Origin of the sequence: Streptomyces sp. B21-105 (assembly GCF_036898465.1) — a bacterium.
GTDB lineage: Bacteria > Actinomycetota > Actinomycetes > Streptomycetales > Streptomycetaceae > Streptomyces.
Window position 1 is genome coordinate 8,427,866 of record NZ_JARUMJ010000001.1, and the last position, 26,775, is coordinate 8,454,640.

General features: G+C 72.8%; 26 protein-coding genes. 21 read left to right on the plus strand and 5 right to left on the minus strand.

Features of this window, described 5'->3' with window-relative positions; genetic code table 11:
* Positions 1 to 46 precede the first annotated feature (46 nt).
* From QA802_RS37710 to hypE, 18 genes are all read left to right on the plus strand, one after another.
* Positions 47 to 1,192 carry a Rieske 2Fe-2S domain-containing protein gene (locus QA802_RS37710; RefSeq protein ID WP_334532592.1) on the plus strand — a complete coding sequence of 382 codons (1,146 nt, stop codon included), beginning with the start codon at positions 47 to 49 and terminating at the stop codon, positions 1,190 to 1,192.
* 141 nt (positions 1,193 to 1,333) lie between these two features.
* Positions 1,334 to 1,648, plus strand: coding sequence for a DUF6400 family protein (locus tag QA802_RS37715; protein ID WP_334532595.1), 315 nt, complete (start codon positions 1,334 to 1,336; stop codon positions 1,646 to 1,648).
* On the plus strand, positions 1,635 to 1,892 hold the full coding sequence (locus QA802_RS37720) for a hypothetical protein (protein ID WP_334532598.1): 258 nt from the start codon (positions 1,635 to 1,637) through the stop codon (positions 1,890 to 1,892). Before QA802_RS37715 ends, QA802_RS37720 begins: the two co-directional genes overlap by 14 nt.
* Positions 1,893 to 2,078: 186 nt before the next feature.
* On the plus strand, positions 2,079 to 3,914 hold the full coding sequence (locus tag QA802_RS37725; RefSeq protein WP_334532601.1) for an enoyl-CoA hydratase-related protein: 1,836 nt from the start codon (positions 2,079 to 2,081) through the stop codon (positions 3,912 to 3,914).
* A 62-nt stretch (positions 3,915 to 3,976) separates the two neighbouring features.
* Entirely contained in the window at positions 3,977 to 5,065 is a 1,089-nt protein-coding gene (locus tag QA802_RS37730; RefSeq protein WP_307048279.1) for an NADH-quinone oxidoreductase subunit B family protein, read from the plus strand.
* 84 nt (positions 5,066 to 5,149) lie between these two features.
* Positions 5,150 to 6,934: a nickel-dependent hydrogenase large subunit gene (locus QA802_RS37735; RefSeq protein ID WP_334532608.1), complete on the plus strand. Its 1,785-nt coding sequence runs from the start codon at positions 5,150 to 5,152 to the stop codon at positions 6,932 to 6,934.
* On the plus strand, positions 6,931 to 7,464 hold the full coding sequence (locus tag QA802_RS37740) for a NifU-related iron-sulfur-binding protein (RefSeq protein WP_334532611.1): 534 nt from the start codon (positions 6,931 to 6,933) through the stop codon (positions 7,462 to 7,464). Before QA802_RS37735 ends, QA802_RS37740 begins: the two co-directional genes overlap by 4 nt.
* On the plus strand, positions 7,461 to 8,102 hold the full coding sequence (locus QA802_RS37745) for a DUF5947 family protein (protein ID WP_334532614.1): 642 nt from the start codon (positions 7,461 to 7,463) through the stop codon (positions 8,100 to 8,102). The genes QA802_RS37740 and QA802_RS37745 overlap by 4 nt, the downstream gene beginning before the upstream one ends.
* Positions 8,099 to 8,836, plus strand: coding sequence for a DUF6084 family protein (locus QA802_RS37750; RefSeq protein WP_334532616.1), 738 nt, complete (start codon positions 8,099 to 8,101; stop codon positions 8,834 to 8,836). Before QA802_RS37745 ends, QA802_RS37750 begins: the two co-directional genes overlap by 4 nt.
* The gene (locus QA802_RS37755) at positions 8,833 to 10,293 is read left to right on the plus strand and encodes a hypothetical protein (RefSeq protein ID WP_334532619.1); all 1,461 of its coding nucleotides are present in this window, start codon (positions 8,833 to 8,835) and stop codon (positions 10,291 to 10,293) included. Before QA802_RS37750 ends, QA802_RS37755 begins: the two co-directional genes overlap by 4 nt.
* Positions 10,290 to 10,877 carry a hydrogenase maturation protease gene (locus QA802_RS37760; protein WP_334532622.1) on the plus strand — a complete coding sequence of 196 codons (588 nt, stop codon included), beginning with the start codon at positions 10,290 to 10,292 and terminating at the stop codon, positions 10,875 to 10,877. The genes QA802_RS37755 and QA802_RS37760 overlap by 4 nt, the downstream gene beginning before the upstream one ends.
* An 11-nt stretch (positions 10,878 to 10,888) precedes the next feature.
* Positions 10,889 to 10,993 carry a DUF6893 family small protein gene (locus QA802_RS41805; protein ID WP_416070905.1) on the plus strand — a complete coding sequence of 35 codons (105 nt, stop codon included), beginning with the start codon at positions 10,889 to 10,891 and terminating at the stop codon, positions 10,991 to 10,993.
* A gap of 147 nt (positions 10,994 to 11,140) precedes the next feature.
* Positions 11,141 to 11,536 (plus strand): hydrogenase maturation nickel metallochaperone HypA/HybF, encoded by a 396-nt coding sequence (locus QA802_RS37765; RefSeq protein WP_334532625.1) that lies wholly within the window; start codon positions 11,141 to 11,143, stop codon positions 11,534 to 11,536.
* A gap of 3 nt (positions 11,537 to 11,539) precedes the next feature.
* On the plus strand, positions 11,540 to 12,448 hold the full coding sequence (gene hypB, locus QA802_RS37770) for a hydrogenase nickel incorporation protein HypB (protein ID WP_334532628.1): 909 nt from the start codon (positions 11,540 to 11,542) through the stop codon (positions 12,446 to 12,448).
* Positions 12,445 to 14,835 carry a carbamoyltransferase HypF gene (gene hypF, locus QA802_RS37775; protein ID WP_334532631.1) on the plus strand — a complete coding sequence of 797 codons (2,391 nt, stop codon included), beginning with the start codon at positions 12,445 to 12,447 and terminating at the stop codon, positions 14,833 to 14,835. The genes hypB and hypF overlap by 4 nt, the downstream gene beginning before the upstream one ends.
* Before the next feature lie 31 nt (positions 14,836 to 14,866).
* Positions 14,867 to 15,169, plus strand: coding sequence for a HypC/HybG/HupF family hydrogenase formation chaperone (locus QA802_RS37780; RefSeq protein WP_334532633.1), 303 nt, complete (start codon positions 14,867 to 14,869; stop codon positions 15,167 to 15,169).
* Positions 15,166 to 16,293, plus strand: a complete 1,128-nt coding sequence (gene hypD / locus QA802_RS37785; protein WP_334532636.1) for a hydrogenase formation protein HypD — start codon at positions 15,166 to 15,168, stop codon at positions 16,291 to 16,293. Before QA802_RS37780 ends, hypD begins: the two co-directional genes overlap by 4 nt.
* Complete coding sequence (gene hypE / locus QA802_RS37790) at positions 16,286 to 17,389, plus strand: hydrogenase expression/formation protein HypE (RefSeq protein ID WP_334532639.1); 1,104 nt, start codon at positions 16,286 to 16,288, stop codon at positions 17,387 to 17,389. Before hypD ends, hypE begins: the two co-directional genes overlap by 8 nt.
* A gap of 71 nt (positions 17,390 to 17,460) precedes the next feature.
* On the opposite strand, the gene QA802_RS37795 is transcribed toward hypE, so the two are convergent.
* The 3 genes from QA802_RS37795 to QA802_RS37805 all read right to left on the minus strand — a co-directional run bounded on the left by QA802_RS37795 (position 17,461) and on the right by QA802_RS37805 (position 20,813).
* Positions 17,461 to 17,847, minus strand: coding sequence for a hypothetical protein (locus tag QA802_RS37795; protein WP_334532642.1), 387 nt, complete (start codon positions 17,845 to 17,847; stop codon positions 17,461 to 17,463).
* Positions 17,848 to 18,011: 164 nt separating this feature from the next.
* Positions 18,012 to 19,511: an arabinofuranosidase catalytic domain-containing protein gene (locus QA802_RS37800; protein WP_443042233.1), complete on the minus strand. Its 1,500-nt coding sequence runs from the start codon at positions 19,509 to 19,511 to the stop codon at positions 18,012 to 18,014.
* A 417-nt stretch (positions 19,512 to 19,928) separates the two neighbouring features.
* Complete coding sequence (locus QA802_RS37805) at positions 19,929 to 20,813, minus strand: LysR family transcriptional regulator (RefSeq protein WP_334532648.1); 885 nt, start codon at positions 20,811 to 20,813, stop codon at positions 19,929 to 19,931.
* A 71-nt stretch (positions 20,814 to 20,884) separates the two neighbouring features.
* Here QA802_RS37805 and QA802_RS37810 point away from each other — a divergent pair, with 71 nt between their 5' ends.
* From QA802_RS37810 to QA802_RS37820, 3 genes are read left to right on the plus strand one after another with little or no spacing between them, the layout of a single operon-like run.
* Positions 20,885 to 22,090: a thiolase family protein gene (locus tag QA802_RS37810; protein WP_334532651.1), complete on the plus strand. Its 1,206-nt coding sequence runs from the start codon at positions 20,885 to 20,887 to the stop codon at positions 22,088 to 22,090.
* Positions 22,087 to 22,782, plus strand: coding sequence for a 3-oxoacid CoA-transferase subunit A (locus QA802_RS37815; protein ID WP_334532654.1), 696 nt, complete (start codon positions 22,087 to 22,089; stop codon positions 22,780 to 22,782). Before QA802_RS37810 ends, QA802_RS37815 begins: the two co-directional genes overlap by 4 nt.
* Positions 22,779 to 23,429, plus strand: coding sequence for a 3-oxoacid CoA-transferase subunit B (locus QA802_RS37820; RefSeq protein WP_334532657.1), 651 nt, complete (start codon positions 22,779 to 22,781; stop codon positions 23,427 to 23,429). The genes QA802_RS37815 and QA802_RS37820 overlap by 4 nt, the downstream gene beginning before the upstream one ends.
* A 131-nt stretch (positions 23,430 to 23,560) precedes the next feature.
* Here QA802_RS37820 and QA802_RS37825 read toward each other — a convergent pair whose 3' ends face one another.
* Positions 23,561 to 26,032, minus strand: coding sequence for an FtsX-like permease family protein (locus tag QA802_RS37825; RefSeq protein WP_334532660.1), 2,472 nt, complete (start codon positions 26,030 to 26,032; stop codon positions 23,561 to 23,563).
* Positions 26,026 to 26,775 carry an ABC transporter ATP-binding protein gene (locus tag QA802_RS37830; RefSeq protein WP_334532663.1) on the minus strand — a complete coding sequence of 250 codons (750 nt, stop codon included), beginning with the start codon at positions 26,773 to 26,775 and terminating at the stop codon, positions 26,026 to 26,028. The genes QA802_RS37825 and QA802_RS37830 overlap by 7 nt, the downstream gene beginning before the upstream one ends.

Here is a 26,775-nt window from a genome sequence, read left to right on the forward strand (position 1 = left end):
CCCGGACGGACGGGGAGCCGCAACGGCGCCGGACAAGGAAAGGGACATGGCCATCGAGACTGAAGCCGCGAGCGGCCCGTACCCGTCGCCCGAGCACCACAACGGCGCGGTCCCCGACCTCCGCCGCCGCGGGATCGACCCGGACTTCTGGTATCCGGTCGCCGTGTCCCGGAGCGTGCCGCGGAAGAAGACGTTCGCCGCCCGGTTCGCGGGGGAGCGGATCGCCCTGTACCGCGGTGAGGCCGGCACGGTCTTCGCCCTGGAGGACCGTTGCGCCCACCGGCAGGTGCCGCTGAGCATGGGCGTGGTGGAGGGCGAGGCGCTGCGCTGCTGCTATCACGCCTGGGCCTACCGCGGGAACGGCCGCATCTCGCAGATCCCGTATCTGCCCAAAGGGGTGGACCGGCCGCCGCGGGGTGTGCGCGCCTATCCGGTCCGGGAGGCCTACGGACTCGTCTTCGTCTTTCCCGGCGATCCCGAGAAGGCCGCCGCGACGCCGCTGCCCGACCTGCCCGAGTTCGGTTCGGCCCGGCACCGGACCATGACGTTCTCGCGCACCGTGCGATGCCACTACTCGTTCATGCACGAGAACCTGCTCGACATGAACCACCAGTTCCTGCACCGGGGCGTCCTCGGCCGGATCCAGCCCCGGCTGCTGGGATTCGACACGGGTCCCGACTTCGTGGAGGCGCGGTACCTGTTCGTCCCCGCGGGCGGCAGGAAGGACCGGGGCGCGGGTCTGCTGTCCGCCGAGGGCATGAGCGGCGGTTCGTCGCCCGACGTCGTCACCGTCCGCACCCAGTACCCGTACCAGACGCTGCGAGCGGTCCCGGAGAAGGCCGAGCTGCCGGCGTTCTCCCTGTGGGCGGCCTACGTGCCGCAGGACACCGAACAGCGCGTCAACCACACCTTCGGACTGCTCATGATCGCGAAGCCGCCGGTCCCGGGGGCCCTTCATGCCGCCTGGCCGTTCATCCGGCGGTTCACCGAACGCGTCTTCGCGGAGGACCGGATGGCCGTCGAGGCCGAGCAGCGGGCCTGGGACGAGCAGGGCGAGGACCGCAACCAGGAGGTGTTCCCGCTGATCCTGCACGTCCGCGACGTGCTGCGGAACAACGGCGTCCCCCTGCGCCCCACCACGGCGCGCGCCGGCGCGGGCCCCTGCGGGGGCGGCGCGGTGTGCGCGCCCTGACGCCTGCGCGGGCGACCGGCGGTCCGCCCGAAGGGACGGGGCGGGCCGGCCCTCGTCGGTGCGCATCCGGCCGGGGCGCCCGCTGTGACTTCTCCCACCTGCTCTTGCCGGGGCGCGGAACGCTTACCTACGTTCGGTCGCATGTCCTCCCATGGCGACGCCTTCCCCGCCGAACCCGACGAACCCGCCGAGACGCGCGGGCCTGCCGCGGACCGGCCCGGCGCGTCCGCCCTGGTCGGCCTGGACATCGACCTGAGCTCCCACGAAATGCTCCGCCGCGCCCATGTCCTGGACGCCCTCGGACCCGACTGGGACCCCCTCGCCGCGCTGCGCGGCGAGGAAGCGGCGTACGAGCTGCTCTACTCGGGCCTCAGCCCGGAACAGCAGCGGATGTACGACGAGCTGGTCGCGGCCGGTGTCCTCCCGCACCGAGGGGGCGGCCATGCTGCCGCTTGACCCGCAGGCCGACGTCGGGCGTCGCGCCTGGGTGCCCTGCCCGAACTGCGACGACCGCCGGGGCTGCGCCGTCTGCGGGCAGGGGCGCACCTGCTCCGAGCACTGGCGTTATCTGCTCTCCAACGTCGGCAGCCTGCTCCACCTGCAGTGCCGGTCCTGCACCCACATCTGGACGCACGAGACCCACTTCGGCGCCACCCGTTCCCCGTGGGAGCGCATCACCAGCGGCCTGCGCCGACGCTGACCGCGCACGACGGCCGGTCTGACCGGCGGTGCGCTCACCGTCCCCGGCCGTGGGAGGCCGGACGGCGGATCGGTGCCGACTTTCGGGTGACCCCACCGTCTGTCGCCGGGGACGGCGGACCCGCCCTGGCCGAGGATCGCGGTCGGCGGACATCCCTGCCTGCCGTTCTCCCGCCCGGAGGCAGCTGTGCACATCCTGCTCCTTGCCAGCGCGTTCAACAGTCTCACCCAGCGAGTCCACGCCGAACTGCGCGACCGGGGCCACACCGTGGCCGTGGAACTGGCGCTGCCCGGCAGTCCGCTGCCGGAAGCCGTGCGGCGGCACGCACCCCGGCTCGTCGTGGCGCCGATGCTGAAGACGGCGATCCCGGAGGAGGTGTGGGCGGCGTACACCTGCCTCGTCGTCCATCCGGGGCCGGTGGGCGACCGCGGTCCGTCCTCCCTGGACTGGGCGATCCACGAGGGCGCCGACCGGTGGGGCGTCACCGTTCTGCAGGCCGACCGGGAGATGGACGCCGGTGACGTGTGGGCCTTTGTGCCGTGCCGGGTCCCGCCGGTGTCCAAGAGCGAGCTGTACCGGGGCGAGATCGCCGACGCCGCGCTGACGGCTCTCATGATCGCGGTGCAGCGCTTCGCCGAAGGGACGTACGTACCGCGCCGGCAGCCCGCGTCCAGCACGGCGGACGGAAGCTGCCGTGGCACGCGTTCCCCGTCCGGCACGGCGGACGGGGAACACCCGGGCACCCGTCCCTACCTCGACCAGAGCGTCCGGCGGATCGACTGGGCCGCTGACTCCACCGAGGACGTCCTGCGCAGGCTCAGAGCGGCGGACTCCCAGCCCGGGGTGCTGGACACCCTGCTCGGCGGCGAGTGGTACCTGCACGGCGGCCACCCCGAGACCGTGCTGCGCGGCCGCCCGGGCGAGCTGCTGGCCACCCGGTCCCAAGCGGTCTGCCGGGCCACCCGGGACGGCGCCGTGTGGATCCCAGAACTGCGGCCCCGGCGCGAGCCCGGACAGCCCCCCACGTTCAGGCTGCCGGCCGTCCGGGCGCTGGGCGACCGGCTGCCGCCGCTGCCCGAGCACCCCCTGCCGGCGCTGCCCGTGCTGCCCGACGAGGGCCTCGGCACCTGGACCGACATCCGCTACCGGGAGAACGGCGACGTCGGCTTCCTGTCGTGGGCGTTCCCCGGCGGAGCCATGAGCACCGAGCAGTGCCGACGCCTGCTGGACGCCTACCGCGAAGCGTGCACCCGGCCCACGTCCGTGCTGGTGCTGGGCGGCGAACGGGACTTCTTCTCCAACGGGATCCACCTCAACGTCATCGAGGCCGCGGCCGACCCCGCGGCCGAGTCCTGGGCGAACATCAACGCCATCGACGACCTGGTCGAGGCGGTCCTGACGACGACGGACCGGCTGGTCGTCGCGGCGGTCGCGGGCAACGCCGCCGCGGGCGGGGTGATGCTGGCCCTCGCCGCCGACGAGCTGTGGTGCCGCTCGGGCGCGGTGCTGAACCCCCACTACCGGCTGATGGGCCTGTACGGATCGGAGTACTGGACGTACACCCTTCCGCGCAGGGTGGGGCCCGCGACGGCCGACCGGCTCATGAGCGAGGCCCTGCCGGTGAGCTCGGCGAGCGCACTGCGCCTCGGGCTGGCCGACCGAGTGGTCGACTGCGGCCCGGACGCCTTCGCGCGGGAGGCCGGCGCTCTGGCGGCCCGCCTGGCGGCGCTCCCGGCGACGGCGGCCCGGATCACCGCGAAGAAGACGGCACTGGACCGGCTGGAGGCCACCACCCCGCTGGCCGGATTCCGGGAGCGGGAGCTGGCCCGGATGCGCCGCACCTTCGACGACCCGGACGCCTCCTACCACGCCCTGCGCCGCTCGTTCGTCCACAAGGAGCGGCCGTCCCGCACCCCGCCGCACCTCGCCGCCGCCGCGGTTGCGCCGACGGCTCCCCTCCCCACTGCCGCAGACGTCACCGGAACGGCCCACGCTGGCGTCCCGTCGGAGCCGACCGGCTGATACGAAGAAGACGACGGCCGATATGCAGGCCTTCATCCCTTACCTCCCCAGGAGGCGGTCCCATGACTGAGGCGACGCCGGGCACGGTCGGCGCTGCGGACGCGGACGGCGCGCCCGCCGACGAGACACCCACGATCCACATCCTCTGGATCAACGCGGGGCTGAGCTGCGACGGCGACTCGGTCGCGCTGACGGCCGCCATGCAACCCAGCATCGAGGAGATCGTGCTCGGCGTACTGCCGGGTCTCCCGAAGATCGCCGTCCACTGGCCGCTCATCGACTTCGAGTGCGGCCCGATCGGCGGCTCGGACACGTTCATCGAGTGGTTCTTCAAGGGGGAGCGGGGCGAGATCGACCCGTTCGTCCTGGTCGTCGAGGGCTCCATCCCCAACGAGGCGATCAAACCCGAGGGCTACTGGTGCGGCTTCGGCGACAACCCGGAGACCGGCCAGCCGATCACCACCAGCGAGTGGATCGACCGGCTCGCCCCGAAGGCCCTGGCGGTCGTCGCCATCGGCACCTGCGCCACCTACGGCGGCATCCACGCCATGGCCGGCAACCCGACCGGCGCCATGGGCGTGCCGGACTACCTCGGCTGGGACTGGAAGTCCCACGCGGGCATCCCCATCGTGTGCGTCCCGGGCTGTCCGATCCAGCCCGACAACTTCTCCGAGACGCTCACCTACCTGCTCTACCAGGCGGCCGGCTCCGCCCCGATGATCCCGCTGGACGACAAGCTGCGCCCCACCTGGCTGTTCGGGGCCACCGTGCACGAGGGCTGCGACCGCGCGGGCTACTACGAGCAGGGCCAGTTCGCGCTGTCGTACGACTCCCCGACGTGCCTGGTCAAGCTCGGCTGCTGGGGCCCGGTCGTCAAGTGCAACGTGCCCAAGCGCGGCTGGATGAACGGCATCGGCGGCTGCCCCAACGTGGGCGGCATCTGCATCGCCTGCACGATGCCGGGCTTCCCCGACAAGTTCATGCCGTTCATGGACGAGCCGCCCGGCGCCAAGGTGTCCAGCGGCGCCAGCGGGGCGTACGGCGCCGTCGTTCGCACCCTGCGGTCGATCACCGCCAGGACCGTCGACAAGGAGCCCAAGTGGCGCCGCACCGGAGACCGGATCACCACCGGATACCGACCCCCGTGGTGAGCGGCGGCCGCAGGTAGTCCGCTCCCCGCTTCGTGCACCCCCCACCCCCCGTACCTCCCGCGCAACGAAGGGCACGGCACACAGATGGCACCGAAGACGAAGGCGGCCGGCGACGGCACCGGCCTGGTGGAGATGGCCTGGGACCCGATCACCCGGATCGTGGGCAGCCTGGGCATCCACACGAAGATCGACTTCAAACAGAAACGGGTCGCCGAGTGCTACAGCACCTCGTCGGTCTTCCGTGGCTACAGCGTCTTCATGCGCGGCAAGGACCCCCGCGACGCCCACTTCATCACCAGCCGCATCTGCGGGATCTGCGGGGACAACCACGCCACCTGCTCGGTGTACGCGCAGAACATGGCGTACGGCGTGAAACCCCCGCACCTCGCCGAGTGGATCATCAACCTCGGCGAGTCCGCGGAGTACATGTTCGACCACAACATCTTCCAGGAGAACCTGGTCGGGGTCGACTACTGCGAGAAGATGGTCCGCGAGACCAACCCCGGCGTCCTCGAACTCGCCGAGCGCACCGAGGCCCCGCACGCGGCCGAGCACGGCTACCGCACGATCGCCGACATCATGCGCTCGCTCAACCCGCTGGAGGGCGAGTTCTACCGCGAGGCCCTCCAGGTCAGTCGCTACACGCGCGAGATGTTCTGCCTGATGGAGGGCCGCCATGTGCACCCCTCCACGCTCTACCCCGGTGGCGTCGGCACCATCGCCTCCGTCCAGCTCTTCACGGACTACCTCAGCCGCCTGATGCGCTACGTGGAGTTCATGAAGCGCGTCGTGCCCCTGCACGACGACCTGTTCGACTTCTTCTACGAGGCGCTGCCCGGCTACGAGGAAGTCGGCCGCCGCCGGGTCCTGCTCGGCTGCTGGGGCGCGCTCAACGACCCCGAGCACTGCGACTTCACCTACGCCAACATGACGGACTGGGGCCGGCGCATGTTCGTCACGCCCGGCGTCATCGTCGACGGCAAGCTGGTCACCAACGACCTCACCGAGATCAACCTCGGCATCCGCATCCTGCTGGGCAGCTCCTACTACGAGGACTGGCAGGGCCAGGAGCAGTTCGTCACCCGCGACCCGCTCGGCAACCCGGTGGACCCGCGCCACCCGTGGAACCAGCACACCATCCCCGCCCCGCAGAAGCGCGACTTCGACGACAAGTACAGCTGGGTCATGTCGCCCCGCTGGTTCGACGGCAAGGACCACCTCGCCCTGGACACCGGCGGCGGCCCCATCGCCCGCCTGTGGTCCACCGCCCTGTCCGGGCTCGTCGACATCGGCTACGTCAAGGCCACCGGCCACAGCGTGGTCATCAACCTGCCCCGCACCATGACCAAGCCGGAGACCAGCTTCGAGTGGAAGATCCCGCAGTGGTCCAACGCCCTGGAGCGCAACCGCGCCCGCACCTACTTCCAGGCGTACGCGGCCGCCGTCGCCCTGCACTGCGCGGAGAAGGGCCTGGCGGAGGTCCGCGCCGGACGCACCCAGACCTGGGAGAAGTTCGAGGTCCCCGACGAGGGCATCGGCGTCGGCTTCACCGAGGCCGTCCGAGGCGTCCTGTCCCACCACATGGTGATCCGCGACGGCAAGATCGCCAACTACCACCCGTACCCGCCCACCCCCTGGAACGCCAGCACCAGGGACACCTTCGGCACCCCGGGCCCGTACGAGGACGCCGTGCAGAACACGCCCATCTTCGAGGAGAACACCCCGGAGAACTTCAAGGGCATCGACATCATGCGCGCCGTCCGCAGCTTCGACCCCTGTCTGCCCTGCGGCGTCCACATGTACGTCGGCGGCGGCAAGACGGTGAAGTCGATGCACGTGCCCACCGGCCTGAGCGGACTGGGCGGATGAGCGCGGCGACGGCGGCGACGCCGGTGAACGCCGAGCAGACCGGACGCCGTGTCGAGGAGGTGCTGGAGCGGCTGACCGCGAGCGGCGATCCGGCCGCCGCCGCGGCAGCGGAGGAACTCGTGCGGTCCCTCATGGACTTCTACGGCGCCGGACTCGCCCGCATCCTCCACCTGCTGTCCGCCGCCCCGGACGGTCCGGCGGCGCGGCTGCTCGGCGACGAACTCGTCGCGAGCCTGCTCGTCCTGCACGACCTGCACCCCGAGGACCGCGACACCCGTATCGCCCGGGCCCTCGACAGCGTCCGCGAACACGCCCTGGAGGTCGTGGACTTCGACGAGGGCAGCGGCACCCTGTCGCTGCGGACCCAGGAGGCAGGCGGCTGCGGATGCGGCTCCGGCGCGGACGCCCGGCAGGCCGCGGAGGCCGCCCTCGCCTGCTTCGCACCGGAGGTCAGGGCCGTCGACGTGACGACCGCGCCCGCGGGGCCCGCGCTCCTGCAGATCGGCACCGCCCCGACGGGCGCCCGATGACGGCGTCCCCGGCGACGCACACGCAGGGCCTTCGGAGGTTCGTCACCGAACGTACCCCGCAGCCCGAACGGTGCGAACTGTGCGCCGTGACGGTCCCGGCGGACCACCGCCACCTGGTCGACACCGAGAAACGCGCCCTCGTCTGCGCCTGCGCCCCCTGCGGGCTGCTGATGGAGCAGCCGGGGGCCGCCGCAGGCCGCTTCCGCACCGTCCCTGACCGCTATCTCGCCGACCCCGCACACCACCTCGACGACAGCGCGTGGGACGCCCTGCAGATCCCGGTCGGCGTCGCCTTCCTGTTCCGCAACGCGGCACTCGACCGGCTGGTCGCCCTCTACCCGAGCCCGGCCGGCGCCACCGAGAGCGAACTCGACCCCGCCACCTGGACGGACGTCCTCGGCGGCAGCCGCCTCGCCGCACTGCTCGAACCCGATGTGGAGGCACTGCTGCTGCACCGCACCAACGGCAGCTGCGTGTGCCACCTCGTCCCCATCGACGTCTGCTACGAACTCGTCGGCCGCATGCGCCTGTTGTGGCAGGGCTTCGACGGCGGCGCCGAGGCCCGCGCCGCTCTGGACGCGTTCTTCGCGGACGTCGCGCGCCGCGCCCGCCCCGTGGACGAGGCGGTGCGGCCGTGACGGAGTTCTCCTTCGCCTGCACCGGCGTGCGCGCCGACCGGTACGCCGCCGGACCGACCCTGGTCTTCCGGCTGCGGGTCACCGCCGCGGCCGGCGCACGCGTGCACGCCCTCGCGCTGCGCTGCCAGATCCGCATCGAACCCGCCCGCCGGACCTACGGGGCGGCCGAGGCCGACGGACTGTCCGACCTCTTCGGCGAGCGCTCCCGCTGGGGCAGCACCCTCCAGCCGGTGCAGTTCGCCCAGGTCGCGCTCATGGTCCCGAGTTTCACCGGAGAGATCGAGACCGACCTCGTCGTGCCCTGCACGTACGACATGGACGTCGCCGCGACCCGCTACCTCACCGCCCTCACCGACGGCGAGGTCCCGCTGCTGATGCTGTTCTCCGGTACGGCCTTCACCGGGGACGGCGGATTCCAGGTCGAGCCGGTTCCCTGGGACCGGGAGGCGGCGTTCCGGATGCCGGTCGCCGTCTGGCGGGAGATGGTCGAACAGCACTTCCCCGGCTGCGGCTGGATCCGGCTGCCGCGCGACACCATGGACGCCCTGCTCGCCTACCGCTCCCGGCACGCCCTGACCTCCTGGGAGGCGACCCTCAAGGCCCTGCTCGGCGACGACGGCGACGGACGCGGCGGCGACCGGGGCGACCGGGGCGACGACGACGGCGTCCTCGCACCGCCCGCGCGCGATCCGTTCCGCGCGCTCACCGGCAGCACCGGAAGGACGGATCCGTGACCGTGACCACCTTCGCGCCCGAGACCGAGGAACGGTTCGCCCTCGCCCGGCAGGTCGCCGACGCCGTCCTCTTCGAGGGCTATGTGCTCTACCCGTACCGGGCCTCCGCCGCCAAGAACCGGCTGCGCTGGCAGTTCGGGGTGCTGGTGCCGCCCGGCTGGGGCGCGGACTGCGAGGAGCACGACTTCCAGCACACCGAGTGCCTGATGGAGCCGAAGGCGGGCGCGACCCTCTCGGTCGAGGTGCGCTTCCTGCACGCCCGACGGCGCACCGTGCAGCGGACCCGCCCGGACGGCGGCTTCGACACGGTGCCCGAACTCCGCCTCGACGACCGGGTGCTGATGCCCTGGGACGAGGGCAGCGAGGAGCGGGTCGAGGTGGTCGCGCCGGTGGACGACCTCCTCGGGGACGGCGTCACACATCCCTTCAGCCGCCCCGCCCGCGAGGACGCCGAACCCGTCCTGGACGCGGCCGGCCGCACCGTGGGCCGGCTGGTCCGGCGGTGCGAGGAGATCAGCGGGACGATCCGGCTGTCCGCCCGTGAGCTCGACGGCCCCTACCGGACCCTGCGGCTGACCGCCGTCGTCGAGAACACCGGTGACTGGACGCCCTCCGGGAGCAGCGGCGCCGGCCGGGACGCGGCCCTGCCGCACTCCCTGGTCGCCACCCACCTCCTCATGGCGCTGAGCGCCGGATCGTTCCTGTCGATGACCGATCCCCCCGAGTGGGCCAAGGGCGCGGTCGCCGCCTGCCGCAACCTGCACACCTGGCCCGTGCTCGCCGGCGAACCCGGCCGCGCCGACCTCGTGCTGTCCTCGCCGATCATCCTGGAGGACCATCCGGCCATCGCCCCGGAGAGCCCCGGCGCGCTCTACGACGCCACCGAGATCGACGAGATCCTCGCGCTGCGCACCGCCGCTCTCACCGACGAGGAGAAACGGGAGGCGCGCGGCACCGACGAGCGGGCGGCCGCGGTGATCGAGCTGGCGGACTCGATGCCGGCCGAGGTCCTGGAGCGGCTGCACGGCGCGGTGCGCAGCCTGCGCGAGGTCACCGGCCCGGACCTCGCCGCCCCGGGTCAGGCGACCGCGGACCCCGCCGTCCCGGATGCGGGCTTCCCCGACGAGTACGGGGTGCCGCGACCGGACACCCCCTGGTGGGACCCCGCGAGCGAGGCCGGCTTCGATCCCGCACAGGACCGTGTGCTCGTCGACGGCCGGCCGGTGGGCAAGGGCAGCCGCGTCGCGCTGCGACCGGGGCTGCGGCGCACCGACGCGCAGGACATCTTCCTGCAAGGCCGCACGGCGACCGTCGAGGCGGTCCTGCACGACGTCGACGGCGGGGTGCACCTGGCGGTCACGGTCGAGGGCGACCCGGGCGCCGACATCCGCCGCGAGCAGGGACGCTTCCTGTACTTCCAGCCCGACGAAGTCACCCCGCTGGAGGAGGACGGATGACGCCCTCGGCACCGCCGGACGCCAGGACCCTCGTCGCCGGCATCGGCAACGTCTTCCTCGGCGACGACGGCTTCGGCGTGGAGACCGCCCGCCGGCTCGCCGAACGCGAGCTGCCCGCCCACACCGAGGTCGTGGACATCGGCGTACGGGGGGTGCACCTCGCCTACCAGCTGCTGGACGGCTACGACACCCTCGTCCTCGTGGACGCCACGGCCCGCGGTGAGGCTCCGGGCACCCTGTACGTCATCGAACACGACGTCGCGGGCGGGACCCCTTCGCCCGCCGCCGCGATGGACGGCCACCGGATGACCCCCGACACCGTCCTGGCGCTGCTGGGCGCCCTCTGCGCCGGGACCGGCACGGAGCCGCCGCGCCGCGTCCTGGTGGTCGGCTGCGAACCGGCCTCGGTGGAGGAGGGCATCGGCCTGAGCGCACCGGTGTCCGACGCCGTACCGCGGGCCGTCCGGCTGATCGAGGACCTGCTGCGGAACAGCGAGCCGTCCGCGGAGCAGACCCCTACCGCACAGACACCGACCGCACAGACACCGACCGCGCGGGCTTCGACCGCGCGGGCAACGACATGAGGAGAGACGGGATGAAGAAGATCGTCATCGGCGGAGCGGCCCTGGCCGCCGTGGTCGCCGTCTTCGCCGAGGTGTATCCCGACATCAGGCGCTACCTGCGGATCCGACGGATGTGACCCTCGGCCGCCACCCGGTGCGCCGTTCGGTTGCGTCGAACGGCGTACCCGCGAGGCCGGTGACGGCGTGCCGGGCCGTGCGGCCCGGACGGGCGCGCCTCTAATGAAGCCCGGCAGAGGCAGTAGCCCGCGGAAGAACGGAACCCCATGCACGAGATGTCCGTCGCGCTCGCCGTCGTCGACCAGGTGGCCGAGGCCGCCGGCCGGTCCGCGGGCGTCACGGCGGTGCGATCCGTCCGGCTCCAGGTGGGCGAACTGGCCGGCGTCGTACCGGACGCCCTCGCCTTCTCCTTCGAGCTGGCCTGCGCCGGAACCCTGCTGGAAGGCGCCGAACTGATCACCGAAGCGGTGCCGGGACGGGCCCGCTGCACGCCCTGTGCGCATGAATGGGCCGTCGGCATGCCGCCCCGGCTGGCCTGCCCCGCGTGCGGCGCGACGCACACCGAACTGCTCGCCGGCCGAGAGCTGAGAATCGTCGACGTGCACTGGGAGGACGGCCCACCGCACGCGTCCACCCGCGAACCGATCTTTGAGGAGCGCTGAACCATGTGCCGTGTCGTCGACCTGCGGCAGGCCGTACTCGCGAAGAACGACGCGAGCGCCGACGCACTGCGCGCCCGCCTCGCTGCCCGCGGGACGGCCGTCGTCAACCTGCTGTCCAGTCCGGGCAGCGGCAAGACCGCGCTGCTGGAGCAGGAACTGCTGCGGGCCCGGGAGCGGTCCCTCCCCGTCGCGGCGCTCAGCGCCGATCTCGCCACCGAGAACGACGCGGTCCGCCTCGCGCGTTCGGGCGTCCCCGTGAAGCAGGTGCTCACCGACGGACTGTGCCATCTGGAGGCGGGGATGCTCGCCGGTCACCTCGACGGATGGCTGCCCGACGACACCCGGCTGCTGTTCGTGGAGAACGTCGGCAACCTGGTCTGCCCGGCCTCCTACGACCTGGGGGAGACCCTGAGGGTCACGCTCGCCAGCGTCACGGAGGGCGAGGACAAGCCGCTCAAGTACCCCACCGCCTTCGGCCTCGCCCACCTGGTGGTGGTCACGAAGACCGACATCGCCGAGGCCGTCGAGTTCGACGAGCTCGCGTTCCGCGCGAACGTGGCACAGGTCAACCCGGGAGTCGAGGTGATCCTGACCTCGGCACGCCGGGGGCAGGGGATCGGCGCGCTGCTCGACCGGGCGCTGGCGGCCGCGGACGGTGCACCGGTCCACACACCCGTGATGGCCCGGCCGCCGCAGCACGACGGTCACTCCGACACGCGCCACAGTCACTCCCACGGGCACGACGGTCACTCCCACACTCACGCGCATCCCGGCCACACGCACCCGCACGACGTCCCCACTCACACGCACCCCGGCCCCGCCCACGCGCATCCCGGTCGTGCCCCTGAGCACGACGGCCGTGCCCCCGTGCACCCGGAGGCCACCGGCACCGCGGGCCACACCCACCCGTGAGCGGTCCGCAGGCCCGGGCCGCGCTCGCCGAGGACACTCCACTGCGCCGCAGGGTCACCGTCCGGGGAGTGGTGCAGGGCGTGGGCTTCCGGCCCTACCTGTACGGCCTCGCCACCGAACTCGCTCTGGCCGGGCACGTGACCAACACACCGGAGGGCGTCGTCGTGGAGATCGAGGGCGCCGCCTTTGCCGTGGTCCGGTTCTGCGACCGGATCGCCGTCCAGGCGCCCCCGCTGGCCCGTGTCGAGTCCGTGCACCACCGGGACATGCCGCCCGCCGGCGACACCGCCTTCACCATCCTCGCCTCCCGCACCGACGGGCCGGCCCGCACCCTGGTCTCCCCGGACGCCGCCACCTGCGCCGACTGCCTCGCCGAGCTGGCCGACCCGGCCGACCGGCGGTACCGCCACCCCTTCGTCAACTGCACCCACTGCGGCCCGCGCTTCACGATCGTCACCGGCGTGCCCTACGACCGTTCCCACACCACCATGGCCGGCTTCGCGATGTGCCCCGACTGCGCCCGGGAGTACGCCGACCCCGCCGACCGCCGATTCCACGCGCAGCCGGTCGCCTGCCCGGCGTGCGGGCCGCGGCTGCGGTTGGTCCTCGACCCGGAGCCGGGGCCCGGGAGCGCACCGGGAGCGGACCCGGTCACCGAGGCGCGCGCCCTGCTGGCGCGGGGCGCGATCCTCGCCGTGAAGGGGCTCGGCGGCTACCACCTGGCGTGCGACGCCACGAACGGGACGGCGGTGGCCCTTCTGCGACGCCGGAAGGCGCGCGGCGACAAGCCGTTCGCCGTCATGGCCGCGGCGGCGGACGACGTCCGTCACCTCGTCCGGCTCGGCCCCGAGGAGCGGAGCCTCCTCGAAGGCCCGGCCAGGCCGGTCGTCCTGATGAGGCGGCTTCCGCAGCCGTCGTACGCCGGCGGGGGCCCGCGCCTCGCCGAGGCCGTCGCGCCCGGCAGCCCGGACCTGGGCGTGATGCTGCCGTACACACCGCTGCACCATCTGCTGCTCGGCCTGCCCGGCGACCCGGAAGGTCCCCGGCTGCTCGTCATGACCAGCGGCAACGTGTCCGGTGAGCCGATCGTCACCGACGACGCCGAGGCGCTGGAGCGGCTCGCGCACCTGGCCGACGGCTGGCTCACGCACGACCGGCCCATCCACGTGCCGTGCGACGACTCCGTGGTCCGCGTCTGCGACGGGGAGCCGCTGGTGATCCGCCGCTCCCGGGGGTACGCGCCGCTGCCGGTCCCCCTCCCGCTGGCCGTGCCGCCGGCCCTCGCCGTCGGCGGAGACCTGAAGAACGCGTTCTGCCTGGGAGCGGGCCGGCGGGCCTGGCTGTCGGCCCACATCGGCGACATGGACGACATCGCCACGCAGCATGCGTTCGGCCGCGCGGTGACGCAGTTGCAGGGCATCACGGGCGTGCGGCCCGAGACCCTGGCGTCCGACCGGCATCCGGGCTACCGGTCCGCCCGGTGGGCCGAGCGGAACGCGGCGCACCGGCCGGTCGTACGCGTCCAGCACCATCACGCGCACATCGCCGCCGCCATGGCCGAGCACGGGCTGGACGGCGCCCGGGCGGTGATCGGCGTCGCCTTCGACGGCACGGGCCACGGTGACGACGGCGCCGTGTGGGGCGGGGAGTTCCTGCTCGCGGACTACGACGGCTTCACCCGGTTCGCGCACCTGGCGTACGTCCCGCTGCCCGGCGGCGACGCCGCGGTGCGCCGCCCGTACCGCATGGCGCTGGCGCATCTGAGGGCGGCCGGGATCGACTGGTCCGCGGACCTCGCCTGCACGGCGGCCTGCCCGCCCGACGAACTGCCGCTCCTGGCACGTCAGTTGGAGCGCGGGCTGAACTGCGTCCCCACGTCCAGCATGGGCCGCCTCTTCGACGCGGTGTCCTCGCTCGCCGGGGTGTGCCACCGGGCCGGGTACGAGGCGCAGGCCGCCGTCGAACTGGAGGGGGCGGCCGTGCAGGCACCCGTCGAGGACGGCGCCGCGTACGCCTTCGCCCTGCACGGGGCGGAGGAGGGCCGCGACGGCGCCCTGCGGGCCGACCCGACCCCCGTGCTCGCGGGAATCGTCGACGACCTGCGCGCGGGCGCCGCACCGGACGTCGTCGCGGCGCGCTTCCACCGGGCCGTGACCGCCCTGGTGCACCGGGTCTGCGTGCGGGCGAGGGAGCGGCAGGGGCTGGACACGGTGGCCCTGACGGGCGGCGTGTTCGCCAACACGCTGCTCTCCTCGGCCTGTGCCGCCGTCCTGTGCGAGGACGGCTTCACCGTCCTGCGGCACCGCCTGGTGCCGCCGGGCGACGGCGGCCTGGCGCTGGGCCAGCTGATGGTGGCCGCCCGGTCCGTTTCCCGTCCGACCGACTGAGTAACGCGCGACCCACAGCGAGGAGAGGCTCATGTGCCTGGCGGTACCCGGCAAAGTGCTGGACATCGAGGAACGTGACGGCACCCGGATGGCCACCGTCGACTTCGGCGGCGTGGTCAAGGAGGTGTGCCTGGAGTACCTGCCCGACCTCCGGGTCGGCGAGTACGCCATCGTCCACGTCGGGTTCGCCCTGCAACGCCTGGACGAGGAGTCGGCGCGGCAGACGCTCGAACTCTTCGCCGAACTGGGCCTGTTGCAGGAGGAGTTCGGCGACCCCTGGGAGACGGCTGCGATGGAGGCGGCCGAGGACGCCGTGGAAGAGGTGCGGAAGTGAAGTACATCGACGAGTTCCAGGACCCCGAGCTCGCGCGCCGGCTCCTCGACGACATCCACGCCACGGTGACCAGGCCGTGGGCCCTGATGGAGGTGTGCGGAGGGCAGACGCACAGCATCATCCGGCACGGGATCGACCAACTCCTCCCGAAGCAGCTCGAGTTGATCCACGGGCCGGGGTGCCCGGTGTGCGTGACCCCGCTCGAGGTCATCGACAAGGCCCTGGAGATCGCCTCCCGGCCGGAGGTGATCTTCTGTTCCTTCGGCGACATGCTGCGTGTGCCCGGCACGGGACGGGACCTGTTCCAGGTCCGGAGCGAGGGCGGCGACGTACGCGTCGTCTACTCGCCGCTCGACGCCCTGCGCATCGCCCGGCAGAACCCCGACCGCCAGGTCGTGTTCTTCGGCATCGGCTTCGAGACGACGGCGCCCCCGAACGCCATGACGGTCCATCAGGCGCGGAAGCTGGGCATCGCCAACTTCAGCATGCTGGTCTCCCATGTCCGCGTGCCACCGGCCATCGAGGCGATCATGTCGTCGCCGAGCTGCCGTGTGCAGGGCTTCCTCGCGGCCGGTCACGTCTGCAGCGTGATGGGGATGGGGGAGTACCCGGGACTGGCGGAGCGCTTCCGCGTGCCGATCGTCGTGACGGGCTTCGAGCCGCTGGACATCCTCGAAGGCGTGCGCCGCGCCGTCCGCCAGCTGGAACGCGGTGAGCACACCGTCGACAACGCCTACGCGCGGGCCGTGCGCCCGGAGGGCAACCCGGCCGCCCGCGCCATGCTGGAGGACGTCTTCGAGGTCACCGACCGTGCCTGGCGCGGCATCGGGGTGATCCCCGGCAGCGGTTGGCGGCTGTCGTCGAAGTACCGCGACCACGACGCCGAGCACCGCTTCCAGGTCGACGGCATCCGCACCGAGGAACCCGCCGCGTGCCGCAGTGGAGAGGTGCTCCAGGGACTGCTCAAGCCGCACGAGTGCGAGGCCTTCGGCACCGTGTGCACCCCGCGCACCCCCCTGGGAGCCACCATGGTCTCCAGCGAGGGCGCCTGCGCCGCGTACTACCTCTACCGGCGGCTCGACATGCCCGCCGCCAAGGCCAGGGAGGCGACCCCCGTTGTCTGACACCACCGCTGTCTCCGCCGCCGTCCCCGCAGCGGTCCCCGCCGCCGCTCTGGACATCGAGGCGTGGACGTGCCCGGCGCCCCTGCGTGACCGGCCGCGGGTCGTGATGGGCCACGGCGGCGGCGGAGCCCTGTCCGCCGAACTGGTCCAGCAGATCTTCGCGCCGGCCTACGGGGGCGCGGCGCTCGCCCAGATGGGGGATGCCGCGGTCCTCCCGCTCGGCGGCGCCCGGCTGGCGTTCTCCACCGACTCCTACGTGGTGCGGCCGCTGTTCTTCCCCGGCGGCAGCATCGGCGACCTGGCGGTCAACGGCACCGTCAACGACCTCGCCATGAGCGGCGCCCGCGCCGCCTACCTCTCCTGCGGGTTCATCCTGGAGGAGGGCGTCGAGCTGGACGTGGTCACCCGCGTGTCCGAGGCGCTGGGCGCGGCCGCGCGCACCGCCGGAGTGGAGGTGGTCACCGGCGACACCAAGGTGGTGGAGGCCGGCCACGGCGACGGCATCTTCATCAACACCGCGGGCATCGGTCTCGTCCCGGCGGGCGTCGACCTGCGTCCGCAGCGGGTCGTCCCCGGCGATGTCGTGATCGTCAGCGGCGCCATCGGCGTCCACGGGGTGGCGATCATGAGCGTGCGTGAGGGCCTGGAGTTCGGCGTGGAGATCAAGAGCGACTGCGCGGCGCTCGGCGGCCTCGTCGACGCCATGCTCGCCGTCACCCCCGACCTTCACGTCCTGCGCGACCCCACCCGGGGCGGCCTCGCCGCCACGCTCAACGAGATCGCGGCGGCCTCCGGCGCCGGGGTGGTCATCCGGGAACGCGACGTCCCGGTCCCGCCCGCCGTGGCCAACGCCTGCGCCGTGCTCGGACTGGACCCCCTGTACATCGCCAACGAGGGAAAGCTGGTCGCCTTCGTCCCGCGCGAGCACGCCGACGCCGTGCTCGAGGCGATGCGGGCCCATCCGCTGGGCGCGGACTCCGTGATCATCGGTGAGGCCGTCGAGGAGCATCCCGGCCTGGTCGTGACCCGGACCGGCCTGGGCGGGACGCGCGTCGTCGATCTGCCGATGGGGGAGCAACTGCCGCGCATCTGCTGACACGGCGCGCGCCGCTCGTCGGGTGGAGGAGAGCGACCGTCCGCCGGCCCGGCCCGGCCCTGACCGGGGGTTCAGCCCGCTCGGGGCCCGGACGGCGGGTCCTGCGGGTCCACGCCGCTTCTGGAGGAGGCGTCCTTCGTGCCGCTGGGTCGCTGGGAGCGGCCCCTGCGTCCGGTGTCCCGCCTGCCCTTCTCCTGCGCGTCGCCGTACTCCTCGCCGCTCGCGCCGGGACTCTCGACCGTTTCACCCGGCACGGACTTCGTCTCCTCCGCGGATTTCGTCCGGCCGCGGCCCCGCTTCCCGGCGTGCTCACCCGGGTGGAACGAGCGACGGGCGCTCGGGTTGTCCTGTTGGCGCGTCTCGTCCACGTCGGGCGACCAGCCGTGGTGCTCGCCGCCCCGGTGACGGCTGGGACCCTCTCCGTGCGGTGGTTCGGACGAACGTGGTTTCTTCGACATGGTCCGATCCGCCCTTTCGCGGTCAGCGGGGACGCCGCTCACGCCCACCCGATATACGTAAATTATCCACTCTTGCGTACGGGTGGGCATGTCGTGGGGGTGATCGGAGCGCGACGGCCCGCCGGTGGGGAGTCCGGCGGGCCGTCGGTGACCGGTGAGTCGGGTCAGGGGGCGATGTCCCACTGCTGGCAGACGTTGTCGAGCTGCTGCCACTGGCGGACCGCGGTGCCGTTGGCCGTTCCGCAGTTCGTGACGTCCAGCGTCATGCCGGTGTTGACGTTGGAGATCGTGTAGTGGGTGCCGACCCTCGTGACGTCCCACTGCTGGCAGCGGTTGCCGAGCGAGGCCCACAGCTGGACGGCCGTCCCGTTGGACTGCGCGCAGTTCTTGTCGTCCAGGACCGTGCCGCTGTTGACGTTGGTGATGGTGTAGTGGCCGTTGCCCGCGGCGGCGAACTTCCACTGCTGGCAGGCGTTGCCGAGCGAGGACCAGAGGTCGACCGCCGTCCCGTTGCCGGTGCCGCAGTTGACCGCGTCCAGGACCTTGCCGGAGCCGGGGTTGGTCAGCCGGTAGGCGGTGCCGGCGACGGGGAAGGTGACGGCCGGGGTGGTGTAGCCGACGGAGGTGATGTTGGCCTGCACCGCGTTGTCGGCGGCGTTGGTCGGGTAGCCGGAGGTCATGACGCCTTCGAAGAAGGAGCCGTCCGACCCGTTGCTGTTGTCACCGCCGGTGCCGAGGACGATGGAGCCCTCCAGGTGCATGGGGGTGTATCCGCCGAGGTTGGGCAGTGCCCCGTCGTACCAGGTCGTCAGTGAGCCCGATTGCGCGTTGCCGCCCTTGATGGCGTAGGTCGTCTTGCCGTTGTTCTTCTCCATGGCGGTGACGTATTCGCTGGAGTTTCCGGTGTTGGCCGAGTTGGCGCCGTTCCCTCCGAAGAACAGCCCGTTCTCCAGGTCGGCCTCGACCCAGGGGCCCGATCCGGCGCCCGCACAGGAGAACCAGCACTCCGTGCCGAAGTTGATCGCGTCCATGTGGCCGTTGCCGGTGTCGTTGCCGGACGTCTCGGCGTTGCCGTAGTCGAAGCAGCAGCGGTTGTTCACGTGGTGGCCGCTGGTCACCATGTAGGCGCCCTCGGGGGAGCTGCCGGTGGCGATGCCCGTGGTGCTGTTGTCGCGGTAGCCGACGCCGGCGGACACGAAGACGCCGTACGCGGCGTGACCGCCGACGGTGACCGGCAGCGCGTTGGCGATCGCGCCCACGTCCTGCCCGCCGTTGCCGCCCGGCCCCTCGATGGTCAGGTCGTTGTGGTTCGCGCTCTGGTCGTAGATCTTGGTGATGACGCAGGTCGTGCCCGAGCAGAAGGAGTCCTGCGCCGCCGCGTTGGCGTAGCCGCCGGCGCTGAGGAGGCCGATGTCGGCGGTGGCGGAGTCCGAGGCGCGCTTGACCTGGTAGAGAGAGCCGTTGTAGGCGGCGTAGAGCGCCCGTGTGGTGCTGTGGGCGGCGGCGCAGGGAGTGCCCGCGGACGCGTAGATGTCGCACGGCAGGGACGAGGCGGCCTCGGCCGTGCCCGCGGTGCTGATGACCCCGGCCAGGAGGCCGGCGAGCAGTGCGAGGACTGCGCCCACCACCCTCAGGCGAAGCCCTTTCAGGTGTCTGGCTATCACTGTGAACCTCTTCCGTCGTGCGTTCTTCACTGGCCCGGTGCCGAAGGGCGCGGGCAGCGCGGGACGGCCAGCCGGCGAACGAAAATTGTGAGCGCTAACAATCGAGAAAGCCGGATGTCACCACTCATCCGAGCTGTGGGGGGCGAGGGTGTGAACGGTTCGTCGGCGGCTCTGTGTCGGAGTTGGTCCAGGGGTGTGCCTGGACGGTTCTCATGCGGTCGGCGGTGATCGACCGGTCCCGTGACTCCGTCTTTTTACGCCGGTGTGAACATCGGGTCAACACTGCTGAACAGTCAAGAGTATGGAAACAAAGGTCATGCCATTCCTTGACCTTCATTTCTGTTATGCCGGAGCAGAATGTGGGCGCTAACAATCCACCGACGGCATCGGCCAAAGAGGTCTCGACGTGAACCGGAGTCACCGGAACATCGCCCGGATGATTCCCACGGTGCGGGCCAGATGCGGTTCGGAGCGGTCCGCGCGGTGGGCGACGGCCAGTTCCACGCGGGCGTCCGGCCCGGCCAGCGGCAGGTAGGTGACGCCGTCGAGCGCGAGGGCCGTCACGGGTTCGGGCACGACCGCGAGGCCGAGACCGCCGGCCACCAGGGTGACCAGCGTCGAGGTCTCGCCGACCTCGTGGCGGATGTGCGGCTCGACGCCGGCCTCGCGCAGGAGGCCCAGGACGACGTCGTACATCACGGACCGGCGGTCGGCGGAGTGCACGATCAGATCGGCGCCGGCGAGGTCCGCGGCGCGCAGCCGCTTCCGGCGGGCGAGCCGGTGGTCGACCGGTACGGCGACGACCAGCCGGTCCCGGCGCAGGGTGTGCACGGTGAGGGAGAGGCCGGCCGCCACGGGACGCAGCAGCGCGACGTCGATCGCTCCGGTGCGCAGCGCCTCGACCTGGTCGGGCGCGAGCATCTCGCCGCGGAAGGAGAGGTCGACGCCGGGAAGCTCCTTCGTGAGCCGCCGCGAGAGGGCGGGCAGCACGCTGTACGTCGCCGATCCCACGCACCCGATCGCGAGGTGGCCCACCGCGCCGGCCGCGACGAGCCGTGCGTGCTGCGCCGCCTCGTCGACGCCGGCGAGGATCGCGCGCGCCCGCCCGAGATAGGCCCGGCCGGCCTCGGTGAGGTCGACGCGGCGGGTCGTGCGGTGCAGCAGCTCCACGCCGAGCTCGGCCTCGAGCTGCCGGATCTGCGTGGAGAGCGGCGGCTGCGCCATGTGCAGCCGCTCGGCGGCACGACCGAAGTGACGCTCCTCGGCCACGGCCACGAAGTACCGCAGATGTCGCAGATCCATATCTCATCCATATCAATCAGCTCGGATATGCGTACTTCAGAATATCGCGGGCCGGGATTAGCGTCACCGTCATGAGTGCTTTCCTGTACGCCGCGACCCGGACGCCGTTCGGCCGCTTCAACGGCGCGCTGGCCGGGGTCCGGCCCGACGACCTCGCCGCCGCCGCGATCACCTCGACGCTCGCCCGGGTGCCGGGCCTCGACCCCGCCGCGATCGACGACGTGGTGTGGGGCAACGCCAACGGCGCCGGCGAGGAGAACCGCAACGTCGGCCGTATGGCGGCGCTGCTCGCCGGGCTTCCGGTGAGCGTGCCCGGCACCACCGTCAACCGGCTGTGCGGCTCGAGCCTCGACGCGGCGATGGCGGCCGGCCGGATGATCGAGACCGGCGACGCCGAGGTGGTGCTGACCGGCGGCGTCGAGTCGATGACCCGGGCGCCGTGGGTGCTGCCCAAGTCGGCGAAGCCGTTCCCGGCCGGCGACGTCACCGCGGTGTCGACCACACTCGGCTGGCGGCTCGTCAACCCGCGGATGCCGAAGGAGTGGACGGTCAGCCTCGGCGAGGCGAACGAGCAGCTCCGGGAGCGCTTCGACATCTCCCGCGAACGGCAGGACGAGTTCGCCGCCCGCTCCCACCGACTCGCCCACCGGGCATGGGAGTCGGGCTTCTACGACGACCTGGTGACGCCCGTCGAAGGCGTCGGCCTGACCCGCGACGAGAGCATCCGGGCCGGCTCCACGCCGGAGGTGCTGGCGGGGCTGAAGCCGGTCTTCCGGACACCGGAGCAGGGCGGCGCCATCACGGCGGGCAACGCCAGCCCGCTCAACGACGGCGCCTCCGCGGTGCTGCTGGGCAGCGAGAAGGCCGCGGCCGTGATCGGGGCCGACCCGATCGCCCGCATCGCCGGCCGCGGCGTGAGCGCGCTGGAGCCACAGGCCTTCGGCTACGCCCCGGTCGAGGCCGCGAACCGGGCGCTGGCCCGGGCCGGGATCGGCTGGGACCAGGTGGGCGCGGTCGAACTCAACGAAGCCTTCGCCGTGCAGTCGCTCGCCTGCCTCGACGCGTGGAAGGTCGACCCGGACCTCGTCAACCAGAAGGGCGGCGCCATCGCGATCGGCCACCCGCTGGGCGCCTCGGGCGGCCGCGTCCTCGGCACACTGGCCAAGGTGCTGCGCGAGACCCGGCAGCGCTACGGCGTCGCCGCGATCTGCATCGGGGTCGGCCAGGGCCTGGCCGTCGTCCTCGAGAACTGCGACCTCACGGGGGCGACCCGGTGAGCCGCGCGGACATCGTCGACAGCACCGACGCCGCGGTCGCCGGGATCGAGGACGGCTCCACGGTCCTCGTCGGCGGCTTCGGCCTGGCCGGGATGCCGTTCGACCTGATCGACGCGCTCATCCGGCAGGGCGCGAAGGACCTCACGATCGTGTCCAACAACGCCGGCAACGGCGACGTCGGGCTGGCCGCGCTGCTGGCCGCCGGCCGGGTGCGCAAGGTGCTCTGCTCCTTCCCGCGCCAGGCCGACTCCTGGGTCTTCGACGGCCTCTACCGGGCGGGAAAGATCGAGCTGGAGGTCGTGCCGCAGGGCAACCTCGCCGAGCGGATGCGTGCGGCCGGGGCCGGCATCGGCGCGTTCTACTGCCCGACCGCGGTCGGCACACCGCTCGCCGAGGGCAAGGAGGTCCGGGAGATCGACGGCCGTACGTACCTGCTGGAATACCCCATCAAGGGCGACTACGCGCTGATCGGCGCGCACCGCGCGGACACGCTGGGCAACCTCGTCTACCGCAAGACCGCCCGCAACTTCGGACCGGTCATGGCCACCGCCGCGACGACGACCGTCGTCCAGGTCGACGACATCGTCGCACCCGGGACGCTCGACCCGGAGGCCGTCGTCACCCCGTCCATCTACGTCGACCGGGTCGTCCAGGTGGCGGCCCGTCGCTACACCGTCCAGGGGGCACGATGACCACCACGCCTATCGATCATCGTCTCTCCATGGACGAACTGGCCGCCGTCATCGCCCGGGACATCCCGGCCGGCGCGTTCGTCAATCTCGGCATCGGCCAGCCCACCAAGATCGCCGACCATCTGCCGGCCGGCTCCGGGGTGGTGCTGCACACCGAGAACGGCATGCTCAACATGGGCCCGAAGGCCGAGGGCGACGCGGTCGACCCCGACCTGACCAACGCGGGCAAGGTCCCGGTGACGGAGCTGCCGGGGGCCGCGTACTTCCACCACGCCGACTCCTTCGCCATGATGCGCGGCGGGCACCTGGACGTCTGCGTCCTCGGCGCCTACCAGGTCGCCTTCACCGGCGACCTCGCCAACTGGACCACCGGCAAGCCGGACGACATCCCCGCGGTCGGCGGCGCCATGGACCTCGCCATCGGCGCCAAGGACGTCTACGTGATGATGACGCTCTTCACCCGCTCCGGCGAACCCAAGCTCGTGGCGCAGTGCACCTATCCCCTCACCGGCGTCGGCTGCGTCAGCCGCGTCTACACCGACCACGGCGTCTTCGACGTCGGCCCCGACGGCCTACGGATCCGGGAGACGTACGGCATCGGCGCCGGCGAACTCGCGGAGCGACTCGGCATCACGCCGCCCTCCTGATCGTCGCGGACGAGGAGCGCGGGCGGCGAGGGCGGACGATGCCACAGGCCGGCCTCGGACGCGGGGCCGGCCCCCTCACGGCCGGTCTCCCCGCCGTCCCCTCGCCCTCGTCGCCCCGCCGGGCGGAAGGGCTACTCCGGTGTGCCCGCCGGCTCCATCGCCCCGCGGCGCAGGGCGAGGCCGGCCGGGACGACCGCCGAGACCACGGCGAGCACCGCGCAGGCGGCCAGGACCGCCGCGAGCGTCGCCCACGGCAGCTCGACGGACGTCCACACCGAGCGCAGGCCCAACGCGCCCCACATGCCCGCCAGGTTGAGACCGGCGACCAGTGCTCCGAGCGCCCCGCCGACCACGACCACCGTCAGCGCCTCGGCCCCCACCAGCCGCAGCACCTGCCACCTGGTCGCGCCGGCCAGCCGCAGCACAGCCAGTTCGCGGGACCGGTCGGAGGTCGCCATGACCATCGTGCCGGCCAGCGAGATGCCGGTGTAGAGCAGGGCGATCCCGAGGACCAGGAAGAAGCCCGCCCGGGTCGTCCGGTCGGTCTCCGGGTACATCGCGCGCACCCAGGCGTCCCTGGTCGCCACCTCCCCGTCCGACGCCCGCACCGCCCGACGCAGTCCGGCGGCCACGGCGTCCGCGTCGGCGCCCTCCGCGAGGCGTACGTCGACCCGGTCGACGGGCGCGGCGGCGTTGCGCGGGGTGACGTAGACGCCGTTGTCGCCGGTGCCGACGGTCATGACCGCGGCGATCCGCAGGGACTTCCGCGTGCCGTCGCCGAGCCACACGTCCACCCGCTCGCCCACGGTGTGCTTCTCCCACTCCTCGTTGACGATGATCGAGTCGTCGTCGAGAGCGCTCACCGTCCCGGCGGCGAGCGGAAGACGGGCCGTCGCCGCGAACGTCTGCGGCTCGACGGCCCTGGCCTCGGACCTGATGAGCGCCACGCCGTCCTCCAGGACGTACACCGCGCTCGGCGAACTCGCCGAGACGTCGGTGCCGGACACGCCCCGCAGCCGCCGCACCGTAGCCTCGTCGAAACCGGCGTCGCCCGCAGAGGTGACCACGAAGTCGGCGGCCGTCCGCTCGCGCACCTCGGTGGCCTTCGCCGCGTCGAGGGTCGCGGCGGCGCCCAGCAGCGAGCCCGCCAGCGCGACCGTGACCAGCACCGGCGCCGCGACCGCGGCGGTGCGGCGCACCCCGGCGGCGGCGTTCTCCCGCACCAGCATCCCGGCGGCGCCCGGCAGCCGGGCCGGCAGCCAGGCGATCAGCCGCACAGACGGCCGCACCAGCAGCGGCGCGAGCAGGGCGACCGCGGTGATCAGCAGCATGGGCCGGCTCACATAGGTCTTGCGCTGCAGCAGCTCGCCCGGGTTCGTCACCAGGGAATGGGCGAGCGTCACCGCGGCGGTGATCAGCAGAGCCGCGCCGAACAGCATGCGGCCCCGGGTCATCGGCCGGGCGTCCACGGACGCCTCGCGCAGCGCCTCGGCGGGACCGGTGCGGCCCGCCCGCCAGGACGCGGCCAGCACACCGCCCAGGGCCACCGAAAGCCCCGTCCAGAACGCCAAGTGGTAGGGCCAGACGTGGCCGCCGACGGTGAACCAGCGGGGCGCGAGACTCTCGTCCACCGCCCACGCGGCGAGCCCCGGAGCCGCGGTGGAACCGATCACGCAACCGGCGGCCGAGGCGAGGACGCCGACCGCGAGCGCCTCGCCGGCGACCATGCGGCGGATCTGTCCCGGGGTCGCCCCGGCGGTGCGGAGCAACCCGAACTCGCGGCGCCGCTGGGCCACCGCGAACGCGAACGTCGAGGCCACCACGAACACCGACACGAACCCGCTGACGCCGCCGGCCGTGCCGAACAAGGCGTTCATCGCGGTGAGGGCCGCGCGGTCGCGGTCGGGGTCGGCGTCGGCGTACCGGCGCGCGTCCCCGGTGAGGACCTGGACGCGCTCGTCGCCGCGCACCGCCTCGCGCACGGCCGCCGGATCGGCGTCCACCACGAGCTGGACGCTGCGCGGCGACAGCTCGGCTGCGCGGGCGTCGGTGTAGAACACGGCGTTCTCGAAGCCCGGCCCGGCCGGGGCGCCGACGACGCGCACGGTCCCGACGACGCGCACGACACCGCCGTCGGTCCGCACGCGGGCGCCCGGCCGGGCCCAGTGGCCGCTGACGACGACCTCGTCCGCGGCCCCGGGCGCGCGTCCCGCGCCGAGCCGGTACGGCGCGAAGGCCGCGGTGGACCAGGGATGGCCCACCAGGTCGGCGGGGCCGCTCGCCGCCCGTACGGCGAACGACCGGTCCTGCACGACGGCGCCGAGGTCCCGCAGTCTCGCGACCGCGTCGGCGGGCACCGCACGCGGCTGTGCGAGCTTGTGGGTGCGGTCACCGATCGAGGTCCGCACCCGCAGCGTGTCCTGCCCTTTGACGACGACCGGCGCGGCGGCGAACCGCTCCGGCCCGCGCCCGGGTGCGTCCAGTGACGACGCCAGGGCCAGCCCCATCACCGCGATCAGCGCCACGCCCGTACAGAGCGCGACGAAGCTGCCGACGAAGGTGACCCATCGGGTGCGCAGGGTGCACAGCGTGGTGGTCAGCACGGCGCCGCCTCCAGCCCGGACAGGCGCGCCGCGATGGCGTCCGCACCGGCGCCGAGCAGCTCGCCGTCGACCCGGCCGTCGACGAGGAGCACGACGCGGTCGGCGTAGGAGGCGGCGACGGGGTCGTGGGTGACCATGACGATCGTCCGGCCGTCCCGGTCGACCATGCCGCGCAGCAGCGTCAGCACCTCACGGCTGGTCCGCGAGTCGAGCGCGCCGGTCGGCTCGTCGCCGAACAGCACGTCGGGGCGGGTGATCAGGGCGCGGGCCAGGGCGACCCGCTGCTGCTGGCCGCCGGACATCTGTGTCGGCCGGTGCCGCGCCCGGTCGCCGAGCCCGACCTGGGCGAGCACCTCACGCACCTGCGCCTTCTTCGGGCGGCGGCCGGCCAGCCGCAGCGGCAGGGACACGTTCTGCTCCGCGGTCAGCGAGGACAGCAGGTTGAACGTCTGGAACACGAAGCCGACGCGCCGGCGGCGCAGCAGGGTCAACTCCCTCTCGCTCAGGCCGGTCAGCTCCGTGCCGCCCACGGTGACCGAGCCCGAGGTGGGCCGGTCCAGGCCCGCGGCGCACTGCAACAGGGTCGACTTCCCGGACCCGGAGGGGCCCATCACGGCGGTGAACGTCCCCTTCGGGAAGGCCAGGGACACCTGGTCCAGGGCAAGGACGGACGTGCCGCCCGAGCCGTACCGCCGGGTCACCGAACCCAACCGGATCGCGTCGTCGCTCATGTGTTCCCCCAT